General features: G+C 40.0%; 20 protein-coding genes. 9 read left to right on the plus strand and 11 right to left on the minus strand.

What is annotated here, in order from left to right:
• Nucleotide 1: 1 nt before the first annotated feature.
• Nucleotides 2-1561, minus strand: coding sequence for a replicative DNA helicase (gene dnaB, locus ACPPVU_RS14090; RefSeq protein WP_426667152.1), 1560 nt, complete (start codon nt 1559-1561; stop codon nt 2-4).
• Nucleotides 1562-1849: 288 nt separating this feature from the next.
• On the opposite strand from dnaB, the gene rlmB reads away from it, so the two are divergent.
• Nucleotides 1850-2614: a 23S rRNA (guanosine(2251)-2'-O)-methyltransferase RlmB gene (gene rlmB, locus ACPPVU_RS14095; RefSeq protein ID WP_426667153.1), complete on the plus strand. Its 765-nt coding sequence runs from the start codon at nt 1850-1852 to the stop codon at nt 2612-2614.
• Between the two features lie 83 nt (nt 2615-2697).
• Here rlmB and ACPPVU_RS14100 read toward each other — a convergent pair whose 3' ends face one another.
• The gene (locus ACPPVU_RS14100; protein WP_426667154.1) at nt 2698-3783 is read right to left on the minus strand and encodes a mannose-1-phosphate guanylyltransferase; all 1086 of its coding nucleotides are present in this window, start codon (nt 3781-3783) and stop codon (nt 2698-2700) included.
• A 243-nt stretch (nt 3784-4026) separates the two neighbouring features.
• Between ACPPVU_RS14100 and recQ the strand changes: the two genes are divergently transcribed.
• Nucleotides 4027-6222, plus strand: a complete 2196-nt coding sequence (gene recQ, locus ACPPVU_RS14105) for a DNA helicase RecQ (RefSeq protein WP_426667155.1) — start codon at nt 4027-4029, stop codon at nt 6220-6222.
• Nucleotides 6223-6229: 7 nt separating this feature from the next.
• Here recQ and ACPPVU_RS14110 read toward each other — a convergent pair whose 3' ends face one another.
• The 5 genes from ACPPVU_RS14110 to ACPPVU_RS14130 form a co-directional block, all read right to left on the minus strand.
• Nucleotides 6230-7282 carry a hypothetical protein gene (locus ACPPVU_RS14110; protein WP_426667156.1) on the minus strand — a complete coding sequence of 351 codons (1053 nt, stop codon included), beginning with the start codon at nt 7280-7282 and terminating at the stop codon, nt 6230-6232.
• 29 nt (nt 7283-7311) lie between these two features.
• On the minus strand, nt 7312-9402 hold the full coding sequence (locus tag ACPPVU_RS14115; protein WP_426667157.1) for a S41 family peptidase: 2091 nt from the start codon (nt 9400-9402) through the stop codon (nt 7312-7314).
• Between the two features lie 77 nt (nt 9403-9479).
• Entirely contained in the window at nt 9480-10130 is a 651-nt protein-coding gene (locus tag ACPPVU_RS14120; RefSeq protein WP_426667158.1) for a carbohydrate-binding protein, read from the minus strand.
• A 55-nt stretch (nt 10131-10185) separates the two neighbouring features.
• Nucleotides 10186-12084 carry an OmpA family protein gene (locus ACPPVU_RS14125; protein WP_426667159.1) on the minus strand — a complete coding sequence of 633 codons (1899 nt, stop codon included), beginning with the start codon at nt 12082-12084 and terminating at the stop codon, nt 10186-10188.
• 39 nt (nt 12085-12123) lie between these two features.
• Nucleotides 12124-12747: a 7-carboxy-7-deazaguanine synthase QueE gene (locus tag ACPPVU_RS14130; protein WP_426667160.1), complete on the minus strand. Its 624-nt coding sequence runs from the start codon at nt 12745-12747 to the stop codon at nt 12124-12126.
• Nucleotides 12748-12936: 189 nt separating this feature from the next.
• Here ACPPVU_RS14130 and ACPPVU_RS14135 point away from each other — a divergent pair, with 189 nt between their 5' ends.
• Genes ACPPVU_RS14135 through ACPPVU_RS14145 form a run of 3 tightly spaced genes read left to right on the plus strand, consistent with a single transcriptional unit; the run spans nt 12937 to nt 14497 of the window.
• Nucleotides 12937-13701 (plus strand): hypothetical protein, encoded by a 765-nt coding sequence (locus tag ACPPVU_RS14135; protein ID WP_426667161.1) that lies wholly within the window; start codon nt 12937-12939, stop codon nt 13699-13701.
• Nucleotides 13702-13706: 5 nt separating this feature from the next.
• A complete protein-coding gene (locus ACPPVU_RS14140; RefSeq protein ID WP_426667162.1) occupies nt 13707-14045 on the plus strand; it encodes a Rieske (2Fe-2S) protein in 339 nt (112 codons plus the stop codon).
• Nucleotides 14045-14497 (plus strand): hypothetical protein, encoded by a 453-nt coding sequence (locus ACPPVU_RS14145; protein WP_426667163.1) that lies wholly within the window; start codon nt 14045-14047, stop codon nt 14495-14497. Before ACPPVU_RS14140 ends, ACPPVU_RS14145 begins: the two co-directional genes overlap by 1 nt.
• Before the next feature lie 39 nt (nt 14498-14536).
• Here the strand turns inward: ACPPVU_RS14145 and ACPPVU_RS14150 are convergent, their stop codons facing one another.
• The 4 genes from ACPPVU_RS14150 to ACPPVU_RS14165 form a co-directional block, all read right to left on the minus strand.
• Nucleotides 14537-15418, minus strand: coding sequence for a bifunctional 5,10-methylenetetrahydrofolate dehydrogenase/5,10-methenyltetrahydrofolate cyclohydrolase (locus ACPPVU_RS14150; protein WP_426667164.1), 882 nt, complete (start codon nt 15416-15418; stop codon nt 14537-14539).
• Between the two features lie 98 nt (nt 15419-15516).
• The gene (gene lepA / locus ACPPVU_RS14155) at nt 15517-17304 is read right to left on the minus strand and encodes a translation elongation factor 4 (RefSeq protein WP_426667165.1); all 1788 of its coding nucleotides are present in this window, start codon (nt 17302-17304) and stop codon (nt 15517-15519) included.
• Between the two features lie 109 nt (nt 17305-17413).
• On the minus strand, nt 17414-18205 hold the full coding sequence (locus tag ACPPVU_RS14160) for a CPBP family intramembrane glutamic endopeptidase (RefSeq protein WP_426667166.1): 792 nt from the start codon (nt 18203-18205) through the stop codon (nt 17414-17416).
• Nucleotides 18198-18740: a hypothetical protein gene (locus ACPPVU_RS14165; protein WP_426667167.1), complete on the minus strand. Its 543-nt coding sequence runs from the start codon at nt 18738-18740 to the stop codon at nt 18198-18200. Before ACPPVU_RS14165 ends, ACPPVU_RS14160 begins: the two co-directional genes overlap by 8 nt.
• A gap of 91 nt (nt 18741-18831) precedes the next feature.
• Between ACPPVU_RS14165 and ACPPVU_RS14170 the strand changes: the two genes are divergently transcribed.
• The 4 genes from ACPPVU_RS14170 to ACPPVU_RS14185 all read left to right on the plus strand — a co-directional run bounded on the left by ACPPVU_RS14170 (nt 18832) and on the right by ACPPVU_RS14185 (nt 25257).
• On the plus strand, nt 18832-19692 hold the full coding sequence (locus ACPPVU_RS14170; protein WP_426667168.1) for a fructosamine kinase family protein: 861 nt from the start codon (nt 18832-18834) through the stop codon (nt 19690-19692).
• Between the two features lie 105 nt (nt 19693-19797).
• Complete coding sequence (locus ACPPVU_RS14175) at nt 19798-20529, plus strand: ImuA family protein (RefSeq protein ID WP_426667169.1); 732 nt, start codon at nt 19798-19800, stop codon at nt 20527-20529.
• Nucleotides 20529-22037: a Y-family DNA polymerase gene (locus tag ACPPVU_RS14180; protein WP_426667170.1), complete on the plus strand. Its 1509-nt coding sequence runs from the start codon at nt 20529-20531 to the stop codon at nt 22035-22037. The genes ACPPVU_RS14175 and ACPPVU_RS14180 overlap by 1 nt, the downstream gene beginning before the upstream one ends.
• Nucleotides 22038-22041: 4 nt before the next feature.
• Nucleotides 22042-25257 (plus strand): error-prone DNA polymerase, encoded by a 3216-nt coding sequence (locus ACPPVU_RS14185; protein WP_426672203.1) that lies wholly within the window; start codon nt 22042-22044, stop codon nt 25255-25257.
• The last annotated feature ends 29 nt before the right edge of the window (nt 25258-25286 follow it).

A 25286-nucleotide genomic window follows, 5' to 3' on the forward strand; every position in this document is an offset into this window, starting at 1 on the left:
GCTAAAACGGCTGATCATCGTCAATATCATCCATGCGTGATGGGCGGATGATAAAATTACTTGGTTTTTCAAAATCCTGTGATGGGTTTAAGCCCGAAAAAGGCGTACCTTGCGGCAGGAATGCACCACCCTGATCCAAGTCGGTAAACTTCACAAACTTGCCAACAAACTTCAGTCTTACAGTACCAGTTTCGCCATTACGGTGCTTGGCGATAATTACCTCGCCCACACCCTGTGTATTATTACCGTCTTCATCTTCGGTCATTCCATAATATTCGGGACGGTAAAGGAACAATACCATATCGGCATCTTGCTCAATTGACCCCGATTCACGCAAATCCGAAAGCATTGGTCTTTTGGACGCCCCAGGCCTGTTTTCTACCGCACGACTTAACTGCGACAACGCAATTACCGGTACATTTAACTCTTTAGCGACAGATTTTAATGCACGCGATATGCTACCAATTTCCTGCTCACGGTTACCCCCGCCTTTTCCATCGCCGCTTTTGCCCTGCATTAACTGCAGGTAGTCAATGATGATCAGTTGTATATCGTGCTGTGATTTTAAACGACGGCATTTTGCCCTGAATTCGAAAATGTTCAGCGCAGGGGTATCATCAATAATAAGCGGAGCTTGTTCCAGTCTGCCTATCTTAGAGTGTATTTGCTGCCATTCCCATTCTTCTAAAGTTCCCTTACGAATCTTTTCCTGCTCAATTTCGGTTTCACCAGATATTAAACGATTTACTAACTGAACCGATGACATTTCAAGTGAGAACACCACAACAGGCTTGCTGAAGTCAACAGCAGCGTTCCTGGCGCAACTTAATACGAATGCAGTTTTACCCATTGCCGGGCGGGCCGCTATAATTACAAGGTCTGATTTTTGCCAGCCAGAGGTCATTCTATCCAGGTCAGTAAATCCCGACGCCACACCGGTTAAACCGTCCTTTTTATCTTTTAAAGCTTCAATTTCTTTTAGTGTTTCATGCATCAGGTCGTCCATCTTCCTGGAGTCACGGCGCAAGTTATTTTGAGCAATATCAAAAAGATTTTTTTCAGCTTTATCTAATAGGTCAAGCACATCAGTCGTATCCTCATAAGCATTGTTGATCACTTCTGTAGAAATGCGGATCAATTCACGCTGAATAAATTTCTGGATAATAATACGTGAGTGGAACTCTATATTCGCTGCAGACGCAACGCGATTGGTTAATTCTGTAATATAATATGCACCACCGATCATTTCCAGTTCGCCTTGCTGGCGCAATTGGGCAGTAACCGTCAATATATCTACCGGCGAGGTTTTCTCAAACAGGTAGCGTATAGCAGTGAATATTTTTTGATGATTGTCTTTATAAAAGACTTCAGGTTTCAGTATATCAATCACTGATGAAAGTGCGTCTTTCTCAAGCATTAAGGCACCTAAAACTGCTTCCTCCAGGTCAACAGCCTGGGGGGGTAATTTACCTAGTCCACTGTAAGGGGTAGGATTGGTTATCCTGCTTCTTCTTTCGTTAGTGTTCGGCTTATTGTAAGAGCTTTCGTTCTCCAGAATCATACCTCAAAAATATACTAAAAAATGGCGGTTTCGCCAATAGTTAAAATCTTTTTATTTGAATTTCGGGAATGCCCAAATCACTGGAAAATTGAATAAACAGGAAATAATTAATTAACATCAAATTGTTGGTAAATTTAGTTTGTAGCTGTAAATCAGCTTTTAAAAACGGTTGTTAGTAAAATAGTTTGTCTTATTCCTTAAAAAAAAGGATACTAAAGCAGCATTATCCCGCATCACCACAAAGTTAATTAATATGGCTAATTTTACACCCTTAATTTAAGTAACATAATGTCTTATAATAACAGGGAGAGCAGGGAAAGTAATCAAATGGTTTTTGGTATCCGTGCGGTGATAGAAGCGATACGTTCAGATAAGGAGATCGAGTCACTATATATCCAGAGAGGTATCGGCGGAGGTTTGCTTAGCGAGCTTAAGGAATTGATGCATGAGTACGGAATTGTTGCCCAGCAAGTACCGGTTGAGAAACTAAATCGCCTCACACAAAAAAATCACCAGGGAGCAATTGCCTTTATTTCTCCTATTATCTACCAAAAGATAGAGAATATCATCCCTGAAATATTTGAGCGGGGAGAGGTACCGCTGATTCTTGTTCTTGATGGTATTACCGATGTTCGCAATATGGGTGCCATCGCACGTACTGCCGAATGTGCAGGGGTGCATGCAATTGTGATTCCGGCAAAAGGATCAGCACAGATAAATCCCGATGCAATCAAGACATCAGCGGGGGCGCTATATAAAATCCCGGTTTGCAGGCATGATAACTTCATGCAAACCATCCGGTTTTTGCAGGAATCGGGATTGCAATTGGTATGCTGCACCGAGAAAACTAAGGATGATATTTATGCACCTGATTATACTCCTCCAACAGCCATTATCATGGGCTCAGAAGAAGACGGCATACGTAATGACCTTATCCGTATAGCTGACCACCTGGCAAAGATTCCGATGTTTGGAGAAATTGAATCATTGAATGTCTCTGTATCAACAGGAGTAATTCTGTATGAGGCGATACGTCAGAGAGGAGTTGAGTAGTTGAATAAGTTAGATTAAGTTGATTGAGTTGAGGTAGTTGGAACTTAATCAACCACTTCACTCAATCAACTTATTAAACCGAACTAAATATATTTGGCTCCAAACTTTGTCTTTACATCAGCAACGACCTGTTTCACGTTTTGTTCCTGATCGCGTGGACAAATGAGGAGGGTGTTATTTGATTCGACTACAATAAAATCATGTAAGCCTTGTAAAATTACCAGCTTTTCGCCAGGGACATTTACCATGCAGTTGGATGAATCATACATGATCACTTTTTCAGAAGGGATTACTGCGTTGCCTACATAATCTTTTTCGGCAAGTTGATAAATGGAAGCCCAGGTACCGAGGTCTGACCAGCCGAACTCTGAAGGCAATACAAACACATTATCGGCTTTTTCCATAATGCCATAGTCAATTGAAATGTTTGTGCATTGCTGATAGGCTTTGTGAATATGGTTTTTTTCTTTGTCCGAATTGTAAACCGGCCTTGCATCAGCAAATATTTCATTCATTTCGGGCAGATAGCGGCTGAACGCGTTTAAAATAGCTTTTGCCGACCATACGAATATACCGGCGTTCCACAAAAAGTCTCCGCTTTGGATAAATGTCGTAGCTATTTCTAACGTGGGTTTTTCGGTAAAGGTCTTTACTTTATAAAAATCCTCGCTCAGCACCTGGTCGGTATATTGGATGTATCCATAGCCTGTATCCGGTCTCGATGGTTTTATCCCCAAAGTAATCAAGCATTCTTTTTTAGTAGCTAATTGTAATGATTTTTCAATGGTATTTACAAAAGCAGTTTCGTCCAATATTAAATGATCAGATGGTGCTACAACAATAGCTGCATCAGGATTGATGCTTTCAATTTTAAAACAACCATAAGCTATACATGGTGCAGTGTTACGCATTACAGGTTCTGTCAATATTTGCTGATCAGCCATATCCGGTAACTGAGTTTTTACCAGGTTGGTATAGTTCTCGTTAGTTACTACGTAGATATTTTCTTTCGGACAAACTTTAAGAAACCTATCATACGTGTTTTGTATCAGGGTCTTTCCAGTACCTAATATATCAAGAAATTGTTTGGGATGGGAGGTTCTGCTAATAGGCCAAAAGCGGCTTCCGATGCCTCCGGCCATAATGATAGCATAATAATTTTTATTCATGTGTGTTTGTAAAGAATATTATATCTGTAAACCATGCGCAAAAGTGTACAAAATTCTGTAAATTATGTATTAAATAAAATTACATAAACTCGCCGGTTACAGATCCGAATTAAAACGAAATGATAAAATAAATTGTTTTCATTTAAAAATCATTTTTGTATAAAATTTAAAGTAAAACACGTCGTTTATTTAGAAAATTTTGTTATTTTGAACTTTTAAATATAATAATAGAATACATAAATAATGATTGAAACAAAAAGGTCACTTTTTGATAATCTCCAGAATTTTTTTGGGTTTGATAATTTCAAGGGGGAGCAGGAAGCGATTATAACCAATATTCTTGCCGGTAATGATACATTTGTGATAATGCCCACCGGTGGTGGCAAGTCCATGTGCTACCAGCTACCAGCGTTGATGAGCGAAGGAACTGCGATTGTGATTTCACCCCTTATTGCATTGATGAAAAACCAGGTCGATCAACTAAGGGCCTTCGGTGGATCAGATAGCATTGCACATTTTTTAAACTCATCCCTAACCAAAGCTGATATTGCCCGTGTTAAAGAAGATGTGCTTGGTGGCAAAACTAAATTACTCTATGTTGCCCCTGAATCTTTGACCAAACAGGAAAATGTTGATTTTCTGCGTTTGAACCACGTTTCATTCGTTGCTGTTGATGAAGCGCATTGTATTTCTGAATGGGGGCATGATTTCAGGCCTGAGTATAGGAAAATAAGACAGGTGATCAGCAACATAGGCGAAGACATCCCGATCATAGCCCTTACTGCCACCGCAACACCTAAAGTTCAGCAGGATATCCAAAAAAACCTGCAGATGAACAATGCTACAGTTTTTAAGTCTTCTTTTAATCGTTCAAACCTGTTTTATGAGGTTAGAGCTAAAAGAAATGTGCTAAAAGAGATCGTTAAGTTTGTTAAGCAGAATACAGGGAAATCGGGTATAATCTACTGTCTTAGCCGAAAAAAGGTAGAAGAAGTAGCTGAGGCGCTTTCTCTAAACGGTATTAAGGCTTTGCCATATCATGCTGGGCTGGAATCAAAAGTACGAGCTGATACACAGGACAAATTCCTGATGGAAGATGTGGATGTGATCGTAGCAACCATTGCGTTCGGGATGGGTATCGATAAACCAGACGTGCGTTATGTGATTCACCATGATATGCCCAAGAGTATGGAAGGATATTACCAGGAAACTGGTCGTGCTGGTCGTGATGGTGGCGAAGGGATATGTGTGGCTTTCTATTCTGAAAAGGATATTGACAAGCTACAGAAATTTATGAAGGATAAGCCGGTATCAGAACGCGAGATCGGTACACAGATATTGAAAGAGGTTATTGATTACGCTGAATCATCTGTATGCAGGCGTAAACAGTTGCTTCATTATTTTGGCGAGAATTTTAATGAGGCCGGGTGTAACAATATGTGCGATAACTGCTGCGGACATAAAGAGCATTTTGATGGTGAAGAGCACCTGCATAAAGTTTTAAGCCTGATCAAACAGTTGGGTGAGAAGTTCGATGACTTCCACATCATTAGCGTATTAATGGGTAAGGATAACCCACAGATACACAATTATGAGCATCACTTGATGGACGTATTTGGATCGGGTAAGGAACAGGGTGAAAACCTTTGGAACTCGTTATTAAGACAGGCATTACTGAATAATTACCTATCTAAGGATATAGACCAGTATGGCTTATTACGCTTGACAAAAAGCGGTAATGCATTTCTGGATAACCCGCACAGTATACGTTTTGTCATGAACAGGCCTATGGGTGCTACTGATGATGATGATTCAGATGACGGGCCAAAACAGGGTGGAGGAGCTTTGGATACCGAATTATTACAGATGCTGAAGGATTTGCGTAAAAAGATAGCCAAACAAAAAGGATTACCGCCGTTTGTAATATTCCAGGACCCATCACTGGAGGAAATGTGCACACATTACCCGATAACAACTGAAGAGCTGAAGCAAATATCAGGAGTAGGGACGGGCAAGGCTACGAAATTTGGTGCGCCATTTATAGATCTGATCAAAAAGTATGTTGAGGATAATGAAATAGATCGCCCAATAGACATGGTGATCAAGAGCGCGGCTAATAAATCAGCTCTTAAAGTTTATATTATCCAGAACATTGATCGTCACTTGAACCTGGAGGACATTGCAGCCTCAAAAGGGCTGACGTACGAAGAGATATTGCGTGAGGTGGAGACTATTGTCAACTCAGGTACAAAACTCAACCTGAACTACTTTATTGATGAAGTGATAGATGAGGATAAGCAAGAGGAAGTATTCGATTACTTCAAATCAGCTGAAATAGATTCTATAGATGATGCTTTGGTTGAGTTAGGATCAGATGATTATACCCGCGAAGAGGTACAGCTGATGCGTATCAAGTTTATGTCCGAAATGGGTAACTAAAAATCTGTTATTTATAATATGGTGTATGGGTATCCAGGAAAGCTTTCTCGGTGCCCATCCAGCTATTATTGACCTCATTTCTGCCAGTGTTTAGCTGATTGTTTACCTGGTTAAAGTTATTGACTGCAGCATTAATATCACTCACTGCTTTGTTATAGGCATCAACATCCTTTTGTGTTCTTTGATCGGCCGCTTTTGCATCCATTGTAGTCTTGAATTTATTAAAGTTTTCCTCCTTCAAAAAGAAATCTGTGAGTATAGGGGTTTGTTTTTCCGCCTCATCTTTATAAAAAGCAAGTGCCTGTTTACAAGCCTCTCTGAGCGCGTGGTCATTTTCGTACGACTGTAACGTATCAAGCACCGTAAGTCCTTGTTTAGCATATTTATCAAGGGCGCTTCTGTCCTGCTCAATTTTGGTTACATTTTTCTGATTTACAGCTTCGATCAATTGATTGTCTTCCCAATTGCATTTGAAAAATAGCAGATACACTTTGTCACGGTATTTATTCAGACGACCGGTTATATCCATTTTATCACCAAGTTCTGTTTTCTCTGAAATGAGTTTTATATTATATTTTGAAGCAAAGCTGTTCACCGCTTTAGTCATTCGTTCATTGGCAATTTTCAGCGTATCATTTGTAGCTTCCTGCAATAACAAGTATGCCTGCATTTCGTCATAGCTCTGCTCAGCAATTTCTTCCATATTAACAATGTGGGCATAGTCATCATTAAATACCTTGTAACAAAGCTGTACGTAATTCAAGCTGCTTTGACGTAATGAATTATCCCCTTTATAGGGCGATAGATCAGTTATCTCATTTTGGCAGGTGATAATATTTTCAACGGCATGGTCACGCATTTTTTCGATCTTTCTTTTGCGACTGCTGTGTGCGGAGGCGCTTACGTAGGCCATGTAAGCTTTATTCATGTTTGTTTCCGCTTTGTTAATAGCATCTATGTAAGCAACAGCATCATCTGATGGGTCCTGGGCTTTTGCCAGGTTTATAGAGCCAAATATTATACCAAATACTAATAAGCAAAACGGTAAAAGTTTTTTCATGGAAGCGGTATTTATATTTCAAATATAGATTATTGGAGTTTTACTTTGGCAAGTACATCGTATGCAATTTTTACGAAAGCGTCAGCAGCTATCTGGTGCCTGAATTCGTCGTTCAGTTCTTTTAGATCGCTATCAGCCTGTATCATATCCTTTTCATACTGATTACTTTGCACCTTGAATTTTTTTGATTCTTCGTCAGAAAGATTAGTGCTATCATCATTTTTGCCAGCCTGATCTGCCGCTTTCAATGCATCATTTACATTGAGCGATATATCACTTGCCGCCTTTTTCTGTTTTGCAGTAGCTATAATCGGTTTTATAGTATTAAAATATTTGTTGGTGTCTATCTCTGTTTGTACACTTTGTGTCAATGTTTTTATAGGTAAGGGTGGGTAAGGGGTAAAATATTTATTGGCGGCAATTGTACCAGGTTTTATTGCGTGTGGTTCATCAGCTTCTTTGGTTATATAAGCATCCAATACATCGGGCAACACAATATCAGGCTGGACGCCTTTAAATTGTGCTGTAGCGCCGGTAACACGGTATAACTTGCTTGTAGTGACCTTTAGATAGTTTTCGGTCTGTTTCTGTGAAAAGTTTTCAGGCGTAACAGTAGTATCCATTGGCAAAACAACCTGCATTGTGGCTTTGCCATAAGTAGGTGCGCCAATAATGACAGCTCTGTTATAGTCTTGTAAAGTCCCGGCAAGTAGTTCAGAAGCTGAGGCGCTATATCCGTTTACCAGTATCACCAATGGGCCATCGTATATTGTACCCCGATCCATATCCTTTATGGTACTTACTTTAGTATCCCTGCTTTTTTCTTGTGCTACAGGCCCGGCATCAATAAAAATACCCGCAAGTTCAGTGGCCTCACTTACAGATCCTCCACCATTATAGCGTACATCCAGAATAAGACCGTTTATATTTTCCCTCTTTAGTTTTAAGATCTCACGACCAACATCATTTGCGCAACCGTTAAGGCCTTCGTTAGATGATTCCCAATCTTCATAAAAAGCCGGTAAATAAATATAGCCGATGGTACTGCTACCCTTTAAAATAAAACTTTTTACCCTGTCCTCGTCACCACCTTTGGCTTGTTCTTTTTCTAATGTGACCTGTACGTTTGAACCATCAGCCTTTTTTACAGTGAATAGGGTCTTTTTATGATTGATCTCATCAACCAATTCGCCAAATTCATGTGTTGTCATATCAGAAACGTCAATGGACTGCCCACCTTCCCACTGCATGCTCATAAATTTATCACCCCTGTTTAGCTTACCACACTTAAAGGCCGGACTACCAGGCTGGAGGTTATCTATCAATACACCACCATTTTTATCTGCTTTTATTTTAAAGCCAAATTGAAACGGTTGTTTGCCCAGTTCGCTTTCAAAGTTTTCTTTTTCATCGGGAGGGAAAAACTCTGTATGAGGATCATAGCAGGATGCGATAGTTTCGCAGTACATATTGCCCACATATTTGACAATACCATATGGATTTTGAAGAATATTATCAACCCTTCGTTTTAAAGATGATTTTGCCTTTCGTTGTAAGGTTACGAGGGCGCTGTCGATGTATTTTTTCTGTTTTGGCAGGCCGAATGTTTTAAAATTGGCTGGTATATCATCAGTCAACTCATTAAGCGCCCAGGCTCTCATTTTTTTATACAATTTAACTTGCATGGCTGCAAGCGAAGCCGGATATAAAGTATCTTCCGCAGCAGTAAGTTTTTCCGTTGTATAAAAATCAAATGGTTTTTTATTGATCGTATTAATAAGCGAATCAGCCTGTTCAAGACGACGTTTATAGATACTGATGAAAAGGTTTAAGTAGCCTGTTTTACGATGTTTTATTTCATCATCAAGTGAAGTATTATACTTACTGAGAACGACAATATCATTTTTTGTAAAAAGCACCTTGTCAGGGTCAGCTTTGTCAAGCATGCCTTTAAATACATCCACCGAAAACTTATTATTTAATTCGCGGGGTTCGACATGGAATTTATTTATCATCCGGACAAGCACAAAAGCTTCATTCGCGGTTTTTTCGTTTGTTTGACACAGTGAAAAAAGCGGGGTAATAATACAGGTGACAAGCACCGTTATGATTTTTTTCATGTCTTATAAATACCGACTGTAAAATAACAAGGATACCCGAAATAAAAAAGGGAATTAGCGTCCACGTTTTTAATAAATCAATCTTTTTTAAACTCGAGGTAATCAAGGTTCATGTTTCCGTTAGCTACAATATGAATCGTTAATACATGAATACCTTTTTCAAGTTTGCTAGTAGTTAATTGATCTGTTTTACTCCAGTGATGCCACTGCCGCCATTTAACAGTATCACGATCGTCATGGGTAGAAATTATTTTTAGCGGACCCGTTAGTTCTTTACCATCCAGATCAAGCGAAATAGCACCATCTCCATTAGCTGTGTACATTAAAGCAACATTATATATTCCCGATTCATTAACCTTTAGCGTGTATTTTATCCATTCGCCAGGTACTGTCCATCCGACATAAAATTTATCCATATCGCGGGATACTTTATTGTACTTATTATTGTCGATATCATCGGTCTTGGTATAAGAAATATCAACTCCTTCTTTCATTCTAAACTCATTCAGGTAACTACCGTTTGCAGGATTGAGCTTACCGCTTCCATTATTGATACTGTCTGAGTCGTGATAGGCTATCCCTTCGCCACCTTCATCATAATATTCGCACTCTATTCTTCCGGGTATCTGTTGCGTTTTATTCTGCCAGGGTTTACCGGAATAAGTAGTTTGATAGTTGAAAAAATACGGAAATGTAATAAAGATAAGGGCAGTCAAAGAGATTTTCATATCTAAAGCTATGAATTTGAATTGAAAAGCAATGGATCAGAAGCTCAGGTTCAACTTATTTAGCAATGATCATAAACTCAGTACGTCGATTTTTGCTGCGGTTTTCTTCATTATCATTGGATGCTATTGGTTGTGTTTCTCCATAGCCTTTGTAGACCAGTCTGCCTGCATTAATGCCATTACGGATAAGATATTGGTATACAGATTTCGCACGATTCTCTGATAAACTCTGATTAAATTGGATAGTACCCACATTATCGGTGTGCCCGGATATCTCAATGCGGACGGTAGGGTTAAGATTTAAAAAGTCAATCAGCTTTTTTAATTCTGATTTTGATTCATTTTTAATATCAGATTTGTTGGTATCGAAAAATATGTTGTTCAAAACAACCTTATTTCCTATCGCTATAGGTTGTAAAAAAACCTCAAGATTGAATGGTTTCCTATCTTCATGGCCTACAAGTGAAAAATTTGCGGAGTAGAACATGTACCCATCCCTGGAGATATTGAGGCCATAATTTTTACCGGTTGTCAATGTTGCCAGGAAATCACCGCGGTCGGCTGAGCTGTAATCCTGGTAAACAGGTGCATCTTTTTCAAGATCAACAATTTCAACTGCTGATTCCAGAGGTCGTTTTGTTACGGCATCATATACCAAGCCTTTTACATAGGTTACTCTATGCGGTCTTAAATTTTTAGGAAGTTCAAAAGTATAAATGTCAAAACCGCCAGTTCCACTCAAATTATTGGAGGAAAAGAATGCATAATCTCCATTTGCTGTTAGAGCCAACCCATTTTCATCACCACTTGAGTTGATAGGATAGCCCAGGTTTTCAGGTTTTTGCCATTTACCATCTTTTCCAAGGCGACTAACAAATAAGTCTTTGCCACCCATGCCGGGCCAGCCGTTGGAACAAAAATAAAGTGTGCTATCATCGGGGTGGATGAATGGGGATTGCTCATCAAGTGAAGTGTTAATATTAGGGCCAAGGTTCTCCGGCTCAGACCATCCCTTTTCAGTTAGGTTAGATTTCCATATATCATACCCACCATAGCCTCCTTTTCGGTTACTCACGAAATAAAGCGTCCTTCCGTCCGAACTAATGGATGGTTGTGATTCCCAACCAGGAGAGTTAACAGGTGCACTAAGATCAAAAGGCTTACGCCAATCGCTGCCTTTTTTTTGTGATACATATATATCGCAACGCCCCATTCCGTCGGGTCGGTTACAACCCGTAAAAAATAATACTTTCCCATCCTGTGATAATGAAAGTGCTCCTTCATTATAGCTTGAATTGATCTTATCACTTAAATAAATTGCAGTTTGCCATTCCCCATTAACCTTAATGCTTTTATAAAAATCTTCATTGTTGTCTACCTTACGGGTAAATATCAGCATGTTTTCATCTGCAGTGATTGCAGGAAAATATTCATCATCCCCGGTATTAACTGCCGGGCCAAGATTTTTAGGCTTAAAAGGAACAGGATGTTGCAACGCTGTAAGACTAAATTTGCAATCATTCAAATATTTTTTAGATAAAAAAGCATTTTGAGAAGAGATATCCGGGAAGGTTAGATATTTTTCGAAATTCTTTTCTGCGTCCAGATACTCAGCTATGTGTATATCACAGTCCCCTAATTTAAAATATACAAATCTGTTAAAGTCAGGATTAAGAGAGAGGACTTTATGATATTGATCTATAGCTTCTTTATATTTCCATTTTTGCCGGTAAACATCAGCTAATACTAAATGAGCTTCAATAAATTTATCATCCTGGTCAATGGCCTGAAGCAATAGCTCTATAGCTTTATCATAAGCATGATTGTCAATGCTTTCGTTAGCAAGTGCATAATATTTTATGGCTTCCTGATCAGTAGTAGAGTAGTGTCTTTCCTGGGCAGATAAAGAACCGTATAGAAATAGAAGTAATACTGACAGGAAAAAGACCTTCATCGTAAGTAATACGATATTCGCTACCCTAAGTTACGTGTTTTAGGGAATATTCAAATATTTGTGGGTTTGCAGTGAAATTTCCCACTTAGGATTATTCATCACATAATCCACAATAAGGGGCGTCATTTCTTTTGATTTTGACCATTCTGGTTGCAAATATAGTTTGCACTCAGAAGATACCATTTTTGCATGCTCCTCAGCCCAGGCAAAGTCGGATTTATTAAATACGATCACCTTAAGCTCATTAGCATGAGCGGCAATGCCTGGTGATGGTGATTTGAACTTTTTAGGAGATAGGCAAATCCAATCCCAATTACCCGACAGAGGGTAGGCCCCCGATGTTTCTATAAAGGTTTTGATGCCCTTTTGTTGAAGCTGATTAGTTAAGTACTCTAAATTATAGATCAGTGGCTCGCCACCGGTAACAACTACAGCCTTTGAAGGATATTTCATAGCATTTTCAACGATCAGATCGGCAGCGGTAAGCGGATGCAATTCGGCATCCCAGCTTTCTTTCACATCGCACCAGTGGCAGCCCACATCACATCCGCCAAGACGAATAAAATAAGCGGCTTTGCCGGTATGAAATCCCTCGCCCTGTATCGTATAAAATTCTTCCATTAAAGGAAGTAATGTGCCATCTTCCGGAACCTGGTGTGCCATAATTAAGCGGCAAATTTACCTTTTTAAGTGGAAAGGATAAAGCGCAATAGCAGAAAGGATAGAATGTTACGTTAAAAGGATAATTCTCCTGACTATATTAGTTTAATCGCGTCTTTTTCAAGCTATTATTTTCGTTTTTGATTTTATAATGCCAGTATTTTTTTTTAGTATTACTTAAATTTTTCAATAATGCGTAAACTCTGCATTCCGATAATATTTTTATTACTGGTTTGTTTAACATCTTGTGTTGATGTAGAGGAGCATTATGATTTTAAAGCTGATGGTTCCTGTAAGGTTGCATACACCTTTGATATGAGTAAAGCCGTATCTGTGCTGATGAACCTGATGTCTGATTCGGTAAAGGCAACTCCGCAATTCGCAGTTGTAAAAGATACAAGCCTTAACTTTTATAGTGCTTTACCAGATAGCACGCAGCAAAAAATGACACCTGATGAGATCAACCTTGCTAAAAGCAGTAGTCTTTCGGTAAAAATGAATCTCCAGAAAAGTCTGATGAAAATTAGTATCGATCATGAGGCTAAGAATGCTGCCGATCTGAAGTATTATTTACAGAATATCGCTAAGATCGAATCACACAGCAACCTGAAATCGGTAACCAATAGTGATAAAAACAGTAAAGAATTTGATGCCAGGCAGTTAATCAGCGGGCAGGATTATTACGCGTATGAGGTAACACCACATAAATTTTATCGCATTATAGATAAAGCAAAGTTTAATGCTTTCCTCAAAAAGACACAATCCACATTTTCTATGGCAAAAGCAATGCTGATAGATATGCCATATAAGGTTATCCTGAATTTTGCTAAGCCGGTTAAAAAAATAAATAACCCTAAGGCGGTGCTTTCTGCGGACAGGAAAACGGTTACACTTCAAACCAATATGGATGAGATCATTAAGAATCCATCGGTAATGAATTTAAAGATCGACTTTTAATATTCATGAAGTGGTATAAAATACCTGACATCCAACCTGACGGAAAACCATTTATCAAGAAAGTAAAAGCAGGTGGTAAAACCCTATGTTTAGTAGGCTTTGATAACCAGGTATTTGCGCTTTCGGCACGGTGTCCGCATGCAGGTGGCGATCTCACTGAAGGTTGGTGTAAAAATCGAAAACTTATTTGCCCTGTCCATCGTTATTCGTATAGCCTTGACACCGGAAAGGGGAGTGAAGGGCAAAATGACTATATTGAAAGCTATCCTGTTGAAATACGGAATAATTCAATATATGTCGGTATCAATTCATTTTGGGAAAAATTAAAGCAAGCATTTAAGTAATGGATACTACCGCAATCGATTTGCTGACAAAAGACTTTTATAACTCGATAAGTTTTGAGAATGCTGAACCACCTGAATTGGCAGCAGTGAAGATATTATTCTTCGGCGAGGGCATTTTAATCAACAACAGCTTTAGTAAACCTATAACTTTTACGGTGGAATCGTTTATTGATGCAGTAAAAGTAAAGGTTGCTGATGGTAGCATTGAGCAATTTATGGAGCGTGAGATACATTCAAAAACGGAAATATTTGGAAAAGTAGCCCAACGTGTTAGTGTTTACGAATATAATTTTGCCGATCATGCAATGCCCAGACTTCCTAAGGGAATCAATTTTATCCAGTTTATATGCACAGAAGGCAAATGGAGGATTTTATCTATGGCATGGTTTGATGAAAACGAAAATCATCTTATCCCAAGAGAGTATTTGCATAGTCAATTGATGAATAATTAAGCCGTTTTAGCTTATTCAGTTAATATAACCTTAATCAACTCACGGATAAACCTCTTTGTTAGCAGAAGATAGCGTGTTTTTAAGCAGTCCAATGATGGTCATTAATCCAACACCGCCGGGTACTGGTGTAATCCATGAAGATTTTGGAGCTACGTTTTCAAAATCTACGTCACCATATAATTTATAGCCTGATTTGGTAACTGTCGAGGTTTCGCGGTTCATACCTACGTCAATCACAATTACTCCATCTTTTACCATATCGGCAGTAATAAAATTCTTTTTACCGATTGCCACGATCAAAATATCAGCCTGCAAAGTGAAATTTTTGATGTCCGGAGTGCGGCTATGACAGATGGTTACCGTACAATTGCCTGGTTGAGTATTACGCGCCATCAAAATGCTCATTGGTGAACCCACGATATTACTGCGGCCTACAACTACACAATGTTTGCCTGTGGTATCGATGTCATACTCTTTCAGCATTAAAGTAATACCATAAGGTGTTGCCGGAATAAAGGAAGGCAGGTTACGCTGCATACGTCCGAGATTGATAGGGTGGAAGCCATCCACATCTTTACGGTGGTCAATTTTTTCAGTTACTTTTTCCGGGTCGATATGTTTTGGTAAAGGTAATTGAACAATAATGCCGTCTATATCAGCATCTGCATTCAATTCCGCAACTTTATTTAGCAGCTCTTCTTCGGTTACATCGTTTTCATAACGTACCAGGGTTGATTTAAAACCTACCCTTTCGCAGCTTTTCATTTTGCTGGCTACGTAGGTTTCACTGCCACCATCATGCCCTACCAAAACTGCAACCAGGTGTGGTTTGCGGCCTGTTCTTTCTAATATTTTAGCAGCTTCTTCGGCTATTTCGCCTTTGAGTTTTTCTGATACGTATTTTCCGTCAAGTAATTTCATTTTTCTTAGATGTGAGATATGAGACGTGAGATTTGAGATAAATAATTAAACTGATGAGATTAGTCTCAAATCTCATATCTAACATCTCAAATCTGTAATTAATCCAGTTTCAAAACCGCCATGAACGCCGATTGTGGTATTTCCACGTTACCAACCTGACGCATACGCTTTTTACCTTTTTTCTGTTTTTCAAGCAGTTTACGTTTACGGGAAATATCACCACCATAACATTTGGCAGTAACGTCCTTACGCAAAGCTTTTACAGTTTCCCTGGCGATGATTTTGGCACCAATAGATGCCTGTATAACAATTTCGAATTGCTGGCGTGGTAGTAGCTCCTTTAACTTTTCACAAATCTTTTTTCCGAAATCAAAGGCATTTCCTCTATAGATCAATGAAGATAAGGCATCCACCGGCTCAGCATTTAAGCGGATGTCTAAACGTACCAAGTCCGATTGACGGTAGCCAATCTGGTGGTAATCAAATGAGGCATAGCCTTTGGATATGGTCTTTAGCTTATCATAAAAGTCAAAAACAATCTCGCCCATTGGCATCTCAAATATCAGCTCTACACGATCTGAAGTAAGATAGGATTGATTAACAATGGTGCCTCGTTTTTGAATACACAACGACATCACCGGACCTACAAATTCAGATTTGGTAATAATGGTTGCCTTGATATAAGGTTCTTCCACAAAGTCAATTTTGCTGGGGTCGGGGAGGTCGGATGGGTTATTCACCTGCATTTCTTCACCTCTGGTAGTAAATGCCTTGTAAGATACGTTTGGCACAGTAGTTATCACCGTCATATCGAACTCACGCTCCAGGCGTTCCTGGATGATCTCCATGTGCAACATGCCCAGGAAACCGCAACGGAAACCGAAGCCTAATGCTGCAGATGATTCAGGTTCAAAAACAAGCGAAGCATCGTTTAGCTGTAATTTGGCCATTGATTCGCGCAGTTCTTCGTAATCCTCTGTATCCACCGGATAAATACCGGCAAATACCATTGGCTTTACTTCTTCAAAACCTTGTATACCGCTTTCGCATGGACGGTCGACACGTGTTATCGTATCACCAACCTTAACTTCCCGGGCTTCTTTTATTCCTGATATAATATAACCAACATCGCCTGTTTTTATAACATCACGCGGCGATTGCTTTAATTTTAAAGTGCCAACCTCATCGGCATTATATTGCTTTTCAGTAGCGAAAAATTTCACTTTATCACCTTTCCTGATCTCGCCGTTTACTACCTTAAAGTATGCCACAATACCTCTGAAAGAATTAAATACAGAGTCGAATATCAATGCTTGCAATGGAGCAGCAGGATCACCTACAGGGTGCGGTACTCTTTCAACAATAGCGCGTAAAATATCATGCACGCCCATGCCGGTTTTACCGGATGCAGCTAAAATATCCTCACGTTTACAACCGATCAATTCTACTATCTGGTCTTTTACCTCTTCAGGCATAGCGCCTGGTAAATCCATTTTATTTAATACCGGGATGATCTCCAAATCATTTTCCAATGCTAAATAAAGATTGGATATAGTTTGCGCCTGTATGCCCTGGGCTGCATCTACGATCAGTAAAGCACCTTCGCAAGCGGCTATGGAACGTGAAACTTCATATGAAAAATCTACGTGGCCTGGTGTATCGATCAAGTTCAAGATGTATTTCTGTCCATCAAGCTCATAATCCATTTGGATGGCGTGGCTCTTGATGGTGATACCGCGTTCACGCTCAAGATCCATATCGTCAAGCAATTGTGCCTGCGATTCACGCTGGGTAATGGTATTGGTATATTCCAGTAACCTGTCGGCAAGTGTACTTTTACCGTGGTCGATATGCGCTATAATACAAAAATTACGAATGTGCTCCATTGAAGCGCAAAAATAGCTTTTTAAGGCGAGATATTAAAGGCTAAACAATGAATGAGGCAAAAGGCAATTATTGAATACAACAACTGAAAGACAATATAGTTATGTTATCCTAATAATGGTAGATATGATGTAATCCGTATAACTCAGACATGCAAACAGTGAAGTTAAAGCAAAAGTGAATAAATACGCCATACCATATGGTGTTTTCTTTAATCCTGATATACGCCAGTAATAAACCAAAAGGAATAAGCCAGAAAAGTGAAATAAAAGAAGTATGCATGATTGCGAACAAAAATCCTGAAATAAATACCGCCTGTTTCTTATCAACTACCTGTAATAACTTTTGCAGCAGAAACCCACGAAAGCCCAATTCTTCAAACAAAGCTGGCATTATCGCTACAAAAAGCACCATTAATACTTTCCCATAATGATGCCCGGCGTAAAAAGCATAATATGAAGATGTTTTTGAGAAAAGCGTCCGGTTCACCCATCTGACCAAAAAACTGACAGTGATTGATCCAAGGATAGCAATTACACAAAAAGAAATTAATTTAACAATAGAAAATCCCGGCCATTTTAACAGTGTTTTGGTCGACTGCCAATTGTAAAAGAAAAACACTAACGATGAAATTGCCAGGGAGCTATCAAAAGTAACCGACCATGCAAGTGTTTTGAAAAAGTCGATAAAGGAAGCCGTGCAGCATATAACTGCATCAATAATAAAAAATAGTGCTATCTGTTTGGTAGCAATCCATCTTTCATCACTCAGGGAGCTATCCCTGGTTTGTGCAGAACCGCAATGACTACAGAAACGGCTCTCTGTGGCTATTGATTGACCGCACTCGATACAATGTGATAACACCGGTTCATCGGGACCGGTATTTATGCTTAGGTCATTCAATATTTAATTCCTTTTTAAGCTTATCGGCCTCTATTGCTGATTTTATGCCTCTTACAAAATATACAACAATAAATATTTTGAATACAATACCCCCAAATATACTTAAGGGGTCAGTAATAGCATTCAATATAAAAACAAGTACATAAAGTGAAAACCCGGATATAATAGCTGTCAATGGTTTCTTTTTGCTCCATAAACCCAAGCTTGCATAAATCAAAGCTAAAATAGTATTTACAATTAATATGCTGTTTTTAGTTTCAATGTCTTTACTGGTACCATAAGCTACAAGTCCCCATATCATGGTTGCACCTGCTATGTAGTATAAAGCATAACTGGCCCTTTTTATTTTGATATTTTCTTCATGAAGATAAATCTCTTTAGTGCTTTTCATCATCATGAAGTTCTTTTGCTCATCTTCAGAACCCTTCAAAGGATAGCCGCAGGCAGTACAAAAGGTGTCGTTTTGATCAACCTGATTAAGGCATGAATTACAAGAAATAGATTCGGTGGTATTGTGCGTAGTTGTTAACTCCATTTTGTGTAAGGTTTAGGATACTAATTTATAAATTTAGTTTTATTGTATCAACAGGTAGATTCACCTATATTTTCAAAAGATATCAATGTGAATGGAAAAACCTCTTTTAACATATATTGGAGAACGTTTAGGAATGGGTATTCTTAATTTTTCAAGTGTCGGTGGTGGGAGTATAAATCAAGTCTATTACCTTCAAACTAAATCTGAAAAACTCCTCCTGAAATTAAATAATAAAGAAGATTTCCCGGGAATGTTTAAGGCGGAAGCTGAAGGACTGGATATCATCAGACGAACGAACTCGATTAGTGTTCCCGAAATTATTTTACAAGATGAATTTGGCAATGATAGCTTCCTGGTGATGGAATGGATAGACAATAAACGACCCGGAACCAAGGCATCAATTTTACTGGGGGAGAAGTTAGCCCAGATGCATCGGAATACCACTGTGAATTTTGGTGCAGTAGCCGATAATTATATGGGATCACTTAAGCAGTCTAATCAATCTCATACTACATGGGCAGAATTTTATATCGAAGAACGATTGAAACCAATTGTTCAGATTGCAATTGATAAGCATCTGATAAACAATGATAATATGAAAGAATTTGACCAGCTTTATAAGAACATCCCAAGGCTATTTGATGAGGAAAAATCTTCATTAATTCATGGTGATCTTTGGAGCGGTAATTACCTGATAGGCATTGACGATCGACCTTATTTAATCGACCCTGCGATTACTTTTGGGCATCGTGAATTTGATATCGCTATGACTACTTTATTCGGTGGTTTTTCAAACGAATTTTATGAGGCTTATCAATACCATTTTCCATTAAATGAAGACTGGCAACAGAGAATCGATTTATGGAATCTTTATCCTTTACTGGTGCATCTGAACCTATTTGGTTTGGGGTATTTGGGACAGGTAAAGGATTGTCTGAAGCAATATATTTAGCCTATTGCTTTGTAGAGCCTTCAATAAATAAAAATCAAAATTTTCGTGCTTTTATATTTAATTTGCTAAAAATATTAGTAATTTTGATATCCGTAATAAATAATTATGCCGGATACCAAAAGAGACATAATCAGCAGGCTACAAAAGGATATTTTGCTTTGGGAGGGATTTAAACCACCCCAGACAGATAATGCGGATACTTTTGGACTTGGGCCGATAGAAGCTGCTTTCCCGAATGGCGTTTTTCCGGTCGGCGCTTTGCATGAATTAGTTTGCCCAACGTCCGAGCAAGCGGCGGCAACATCTGGTTTTATAGCCGGGATATTAGGAACACTGATGAAACAGGACGGGGCATGCCTTTGGATAGGTTCATCAAGAAAGCTATTCCCATCTTCCTTGAGCGTATTTAATATAGAACCCGACAGAATAATCTTTGTAGACCTGAAGCGGGAAAGAGATGTGCTTTGGGTAACGGAGGAGGCTTTGAAGTGTGAAGGCTTAACCGCAGTCATAGCAGAATTGCAGGATATCAATATTGCGCAATCACGCAGGTTGCAATTAGCAGTTGAAAGTAGTAAGGTGACGGGTTTTATTTTACGCACTGACCTTTATAAAGCTAAGACAAGTACCTGTGTAGCACGCTGGAGGATATCGCCAATACCAAGTGAAACTGAAGACGATTTACCGGGTGTGGGTTTTCCGCGCTGGGAGGTTGAACTGCTTAAAGTTCGTAATGGTAATCCGGGAGTTTGGAGAATGGAATGGGCTGGCAAAAATTTTGTCTCACTTGATGAAAAAGTAATAGCACATGAAACCCTGGAAAGGAGGGCCGTATAATGATTAAAAGGCGGTTTGTTTACATATGGTTCCGTCATTTAATGACAGACTGGATAACACTGCGCCATCTGGAACTACGTGACTTACCATTCGTTTTGACTACGCCGGTTAGAGGGCGTGTTGTGATCACTGCAACTAATGTACTGGCAGAAATACAAGGAATTACTACCGGAATGGCCATGGCTGATGCCCGGGCCATTGTCCCATCTCTTGAAATGATGGATGATTTACCGGAGCAGCCTGCCAAATTATTAAAAGCTTTGGGCGAATGGTGCATACGTTATACGCCATTGATTGCTGTAGACATGCCCGATGGATTAATATTGGACATTTCCGGCTGTGCTCATTTATGGGGTAGTGAGCGGACTTATTTGGCTGCAATCATTAAGACACTTCGAAGTAAGGGTTATGATGCCAGGGGCGCTATGGCTGATACGATTGGTACAGCATGGGCTGTTGCGCGGTTTGGCAAAGTGAAACCTATAATACAACCAGGCGAACAAATAGATGCTTTGCTGTCCTTACCGCCCGCTGCATTACGACTGGAACCGCTGACGCTTGAACGGTTACAGAAACTGGGGTTTTATACTATTCAGGGATTTATTGGCATGGGACGCTCTATATTGCGGCGGCGTTTTGGACAGGGATTTTTAATGCGGCTCGATCAGGCTTTAGGTAACGAGGATGAGCCCCTGCAATTACTGCAACCTGTTGAACCATATCACGAACGTTTGCCATGCCTGGAACCGATCAGAACAGTTACGGGAATCGAAATTGCGATCAGGAAGCTACTGGAAACTCTTTGCCATCGTTTAGAAAGTGAAGGAAAAGGCCTGAGGACAGCTACTCTAAAATGCTACCGGATAGACGATAAAATCGTACAGGTAAGCATCGGTACAAGCCAGGCATCGCGTTACATCGATCACTTATTTAAGCTATTTGAGCTAAAAATCCCACTTATTGAACCGGCATTAGGGATAGAACTGTTTACGCTGGATGCACTAAAGATAGAGGATGTTGAACCCGATCAGGAGGTACTTTGGTCAACTACAAGTGGAGGCTTAGAGGATGGACGCCTGAGTGAACTCCTTGACAAAATATCCAATAAAATGGGTTCAACTAGTATCCATCGTTACTTACCACAAGAGTGCCATTGGCCCGAGCGGTCAATAAAACTGGCAAAAACATTGCAGGATAAACGTATGACTGCCTGGCGTACAGATAGACCGAGACCATCTTTACTATTACAAAAACCCGAACAAATACAAGTAACGGCCCCAATACCAGATTATCCGCCAATGCTTTTTGTTTACAAGGATAAAGTTCATCAGATCAAAAAGGCGGATGGCCCCGAACGAATTGAACGCGAGTGGTGGCTGGAAAAAGGAGAGCATCGCGATTATTATTATGTGGAAGACCAGGATGGACAGCGCTACTGGTTGTTCCGTGCCGGGCATTATTCTGATGATCAGCCCAGGAAATGGTTTATTCATGGTTTTTTTGCCTGATATCATGAGTTATACAGAATTACAGGTAACCAGCAATTTTAGCTTTTTAAGAGGTGGCTCTCACCCTGAAGAGCTGGTACAGCAGGCTGCAGCGTATGGGTATACCGCCATTGCAATTACCGATCGTAATAGTGTAGCTGGCGTGGTACGTGCTCATAAGACTGCGCAGCTTTCAGGTATAAAGTTTATCCCTGCTTGCCGGCTCGATTTACTGGATGGGCCAAGCCTGCTCGCATATCCGACCAATATTACTGCCTGGGGGCGCTTGTGTGCCTTACTCAGCAAAGGTAATCTGCGAACCGAAAAAGGTAAATGTGATCTTTATAAAAAAGATGTTTTTGAACACGCTGAAGGAATAAAATTTGTTGCTATCGCCCCTGAGTTTTTAAATGAAAGATTTGATTTTGATGATTCCTTTAAAAGGGATATAAAAGAATATCATAAGATATTGGGCGATGACCTCTATATAGCGGCTAACCGGTCTTATAATGGGGATGACGGAAAACGGCTTCATCGCATTTCGCAATTGGGTGTACCGATGGTAGCAACCAATGATGTTTATTATCATGAGGTACAACGTCGCCAATTGCAGGATGTGGTAACCTGTGTTCGCGAGAAATGTACCATAAGCACCGGTGGGTTTAAACTGTATGCCAACGCGGAACGGCATTTAAAAACGATTGATGAAATGCAGCGCTTATTTCGTCAATATCCCGATGCGATTACGCGAACGCAGGAAATAGTCGATGCTTGCCAATTCTCGCTGGATACACTGAAATATTTGGAACCGGAATGGGTAAGCCCTGATGGGCGCACAGCCGATGAGCATCTTGCAGAGCATACCTGGAACGGTGCAAAGAAACTGCTTGGCGATAAAATAACGCCCAAAATAATTAAGCAGATTGAGTTTGAGCTGGCTTTTTTTGCCCGGCGCAAACTGGCACCTTATTTTTTGAGGATATTCGAATACACTAATAAAGCAACGGAATTAGGTATCCTGCATCAGGGACGGGGCTCGGCTGCAAATTGTACAGTTTGTTTTTGCCTGGGTATAACCCCTGTAAACCCCACTAAATCACAAATGTTGTTCTCAAGATTTATGTCTGACGCCCGTGATGAGTGGCCTGATGTAGATGTAGATTTTGAACATGAAAGACGGGAGGAAATCATACAATGGATTTATGAAACTTATGGGCGCGAGCACGCTGCTATCGTAGCCACTGTGACCCAGGAGCGTCACAAAGGAGCGATCAGAGATGTAGGAAAAGCGATGGGCTTATCCGAAGACACGATCAAAAGGCTTTCGGGTGCCATATGGGATTTTTCGGAAGAAGCTTTTGACCGTCAGCGAATACTCGAACAGGGGCTGAATCCGGATGATCCTCACTTATTCAAGGTTTTGGAGCTAACTGACCAGCTAATAGGCTTTCCACGCCAGTTAGGACAACATACCGGGGGCTTTGTTATCACCCAGTGCAAACTTTCGGATATATGCCCGGTGATGAATGCCCGTATGGAAGACCGCACACAATTGGAGTGGAACAAAGACGACCTGGAGGATCTCGGGATTTTAAAAGTTGATGTGCTGGGACTAGGTATGCTCACCTGTATACGCAAAGCGTTTGACCTGGCTAAATCAAGTTACAATCTGGACCTTACTTTAGAGAACGTACCGCAGGATGATAAGAAAGTTTACGATATGATTTGTGAAGCTGATACTTTGGGCGTTTTCCAGATCGAAAGCCGGGCACAGATGTCAATGCTTCCACGTTTGAAACCGAGGAAATTCTATGATTTAGTAATCGAAGTAGCTATTGTTCGGCCTGGACCGATACAGGGGGATATGGTACATCCTTATTTACGCCGTCGTAACGGTGAAGAGCCGGAAGAATATCCCAAAGAAGAGTTAAAACCTATTTTAAGCAGAACTAAAGGTGTGCCATTATTCCAGGAGCAAGCAATGGAAATTGCTATAGTAGCAGCAGGTTTTACACCCGCTGAGGCTGACCAATTGAGACGCAGTATGGCAACCTTTAAGGCGAAAGGCCTGGTGAGCCAGTATCGGAAAAAATTGGTGGACGGAATGGTGGAAAGAGGATATAAGGAGGATTTTGCAAACAGGGTATTTAAGCAATTAGAAGGATTTGGCAGTTATGGTTTCCCTGAAAGTCATGCTACGAGCTTTGCCCATTTGGTTTATATTTCGTGCTGGCTCAAATGCCATTATCCGGATGTTTTTACAGCAGCTTTGCTAAATAGTCAGCCTATGGGCTTTTATCAGCCTGCCCAGATCGTAATTGATGCACAAAAACATGGTGTTGTAGTGCTACCGGTAGATGTTAACCATTCCATGTGGGATAATACACTGGAGGAAAGAGATGGCAAATATTGTGCTTTGCGACTAGGTTTTCGACAAGTAAAAGGATTGAAGGAAGAGGAAATGCAATTGCTGATAGCAGCGCGCGGAAATGGTTATAAAAGTATCAATCAGTTAAGCGATGTAGGTATATCACAAGCTGCTATAGAAAAACTAACTGATGCAGATGCATTTATGTCGATTGAGCTTGATCGCCGACAGGCTTTATGGGAAGTAGCAGCTCTTTGCGATAAGCCTACCGGGGTTTTTGCAGGTCAGCCCTCTGAAAGTACCAAAGAATATCAAATAGCTTTACCTTTTATGACCCAGGCAGAACACGTTGTTCAGGACTATGCCTCTATAGGGTTGTCGTTAAAAGCACATCCGGTGAGTTTTGTTCGCGAAAAGTTAAACTTGTTGCATGTAAAGACAACCAGCGAATTATCAACCCTTAAAGATGGAGATTTAGTTAAAGTAGCGGGGCTGGTAACCGTCAGGCAACGACCGGGAACAGCCAAGGGGATTTTATTTATCACTATTGAAGATGAAACCGGATTCTCCAACCTGGTGGTTTGGGAAAAGTTGTTTGATAAATACCGGAAGGAAATACTTCAGTCGCGCTTGCTGATGGTGGAGGGCAAACTGCAGATTGAAGGACTAGTTATCCATGTAATCGTTAACCGTTGTTTCAACCTATCAAAATATTTATCTGATCTGATGCCCCAAAAGAATGAAGATCTGCCGGTACTTTCCTTATCACGTGCTGATGAGCGAACTGCACCTGTACCGGATAAACGAAATACAATACCGGATCAGGACAAAGCAATAAAAAAGGTTTTTCATAAAGGAAGGAATTTCCAATAAAAAGGATTAAAACATTACGACGTTTTGGA

The sequence above is a fragment of the Mucilaginibacter sp. McL0603 genome, assembly GCF_049992945.1.
Lineage (GTDB): Bacteria > Bacteroidota > Bacteroidia > Sphingobacteriales > Sphingobacteriaceae > Mucilaginibacter.

Bases quoted from the DNA above. Each gene is read 5' to 3' on its own strand.
- dnaB (WP_426667152.1), bottom strand. From the start codon at position 1,561: ATGATTCTGGAGAACGAAAGCTCTTACAATAAGCCGAACACTAACGAA.
- rlmB (WP_426667153.1), top strand. From the start codon at position 1,850: ATGTCTTATAATAACAGGGAGAGCAGGGAAAGTAATCAAATGGTTTTT.
- ACPPVU_RS14100 (WP_426667154.1), bottom strand. From the start codon at position 3,783: ATGAATAAAAATTATTATGCTATCATTATGGCCGGAGGCATCGGAAGC.
- recQ (WP_426667155.1), top strand. From the start codon at position 4,027: ATGATTGAAACAAAAAGGTCACTTTTTGATAATCTCCAGAATTTTTTT.
- ACPPVU_RS14110 (WP_426667156.1), bottom strand. From the start codon at position 7,282: ATGAAAAAACTTTTACCGTTTTGCTTATTAGTATTTGGTATAATATTT.
- ACPPVU_RS14115 (WP_426667157.1), bottom strand. From the start codon at position 9,402: ATGAAAAAAATCATAACGGTGCTTGTCACCTGTATTATTACCCCGCTT.
- ACPPVU_RS14120 (WP_426667158.1), bottom strand. From the start codon at position 10,130: ATGAAAATCTCTTTGACTGCCCTTATCTTTATTACATTTCCGTATTTT.
- ACPPVU_RS14125 (WP_426667159.1), bottom strand. From the start codon at position 12,084: ATGAAGGTCTTTTTCCTGTCAGTATTACTTCTATTTCTATACGGTTCT.
- ACPPVU_RS14130 (WP_426667160.1), bottom strand. From the start codon at position 12,747: ATGGCACACCAGGTTCCGGAAGATGGCACATTACTTCCTTTAATGGAA.
- ACPPVU_RS14135 (WP_426667161.1), top strand. From the start codon at position 12,937: ATGCGTAAACTCTGCATTCCGATAATATTTTTATTACTGGTTTGTTTA.
- ACPPVU_RS14140 (WP_426667162.1), top strand. From the start codon at position 13,707: ATGAAGTGGTATAAAATACCTGACATCCAACCTGACGGAAAACCATTT.
- ACPPVU_RS14145 (WP_426667163.1), top strand. From the start codon at position 14,045: ATGGATACTACCGCAATCGATTTGCTGACAAAAGACTTTTATAACTCG.
- ACPPVU_RS14150 (WP_426667164.1), bottom strand. From the start codon at position 15,418: ATGAAATTACTTGACGGAAAATACGTATCAGAAAAACTCAAAGGCGAA.
- lepA (WP_426667165.1), bottom strand. From the start codon at position 17,304: ATGGAGCACATTCGTAATTTTTGTATTATAGCGCATATCGACCACGGT.
- ACPPVU_RS14165 (WP_426667167.1), bottom strand. From the start codon at position 18,740: ATGGAGTTAACAACTACGCACAATACCACCGAATCTATTTCTTGTAAT.
- ACPPVU_RS14170 (WP_426667168.1), top strand. From the start codon at position 18,832: ATGGAAAAACCTCTTTTAACATATATTGGAGAACGTTTAGGAATGGGT.
- ACPPVU_RS14175 (WP_426667169.1), top strand. From the start codon at position 19,798: ATGCCGGATACCAAAAGAGACATAATCAGCAGGCTACAAAAGGATATT.
- ACPPVU_RS14180 (WP_426667170.1), top strand. From the start codon at position 20,529: ATGATTAAAAGGCGGTTTGTTTACATATGGTTCCGTCATTTAATGACA.
- ACPPVU_RS14185 (WP_426672203.1), top strand. From the start codon at position 22,042: ATGAGTTATACAGAATTACAGGTAACCAGCAATTTTAGCTTTTTAAGA.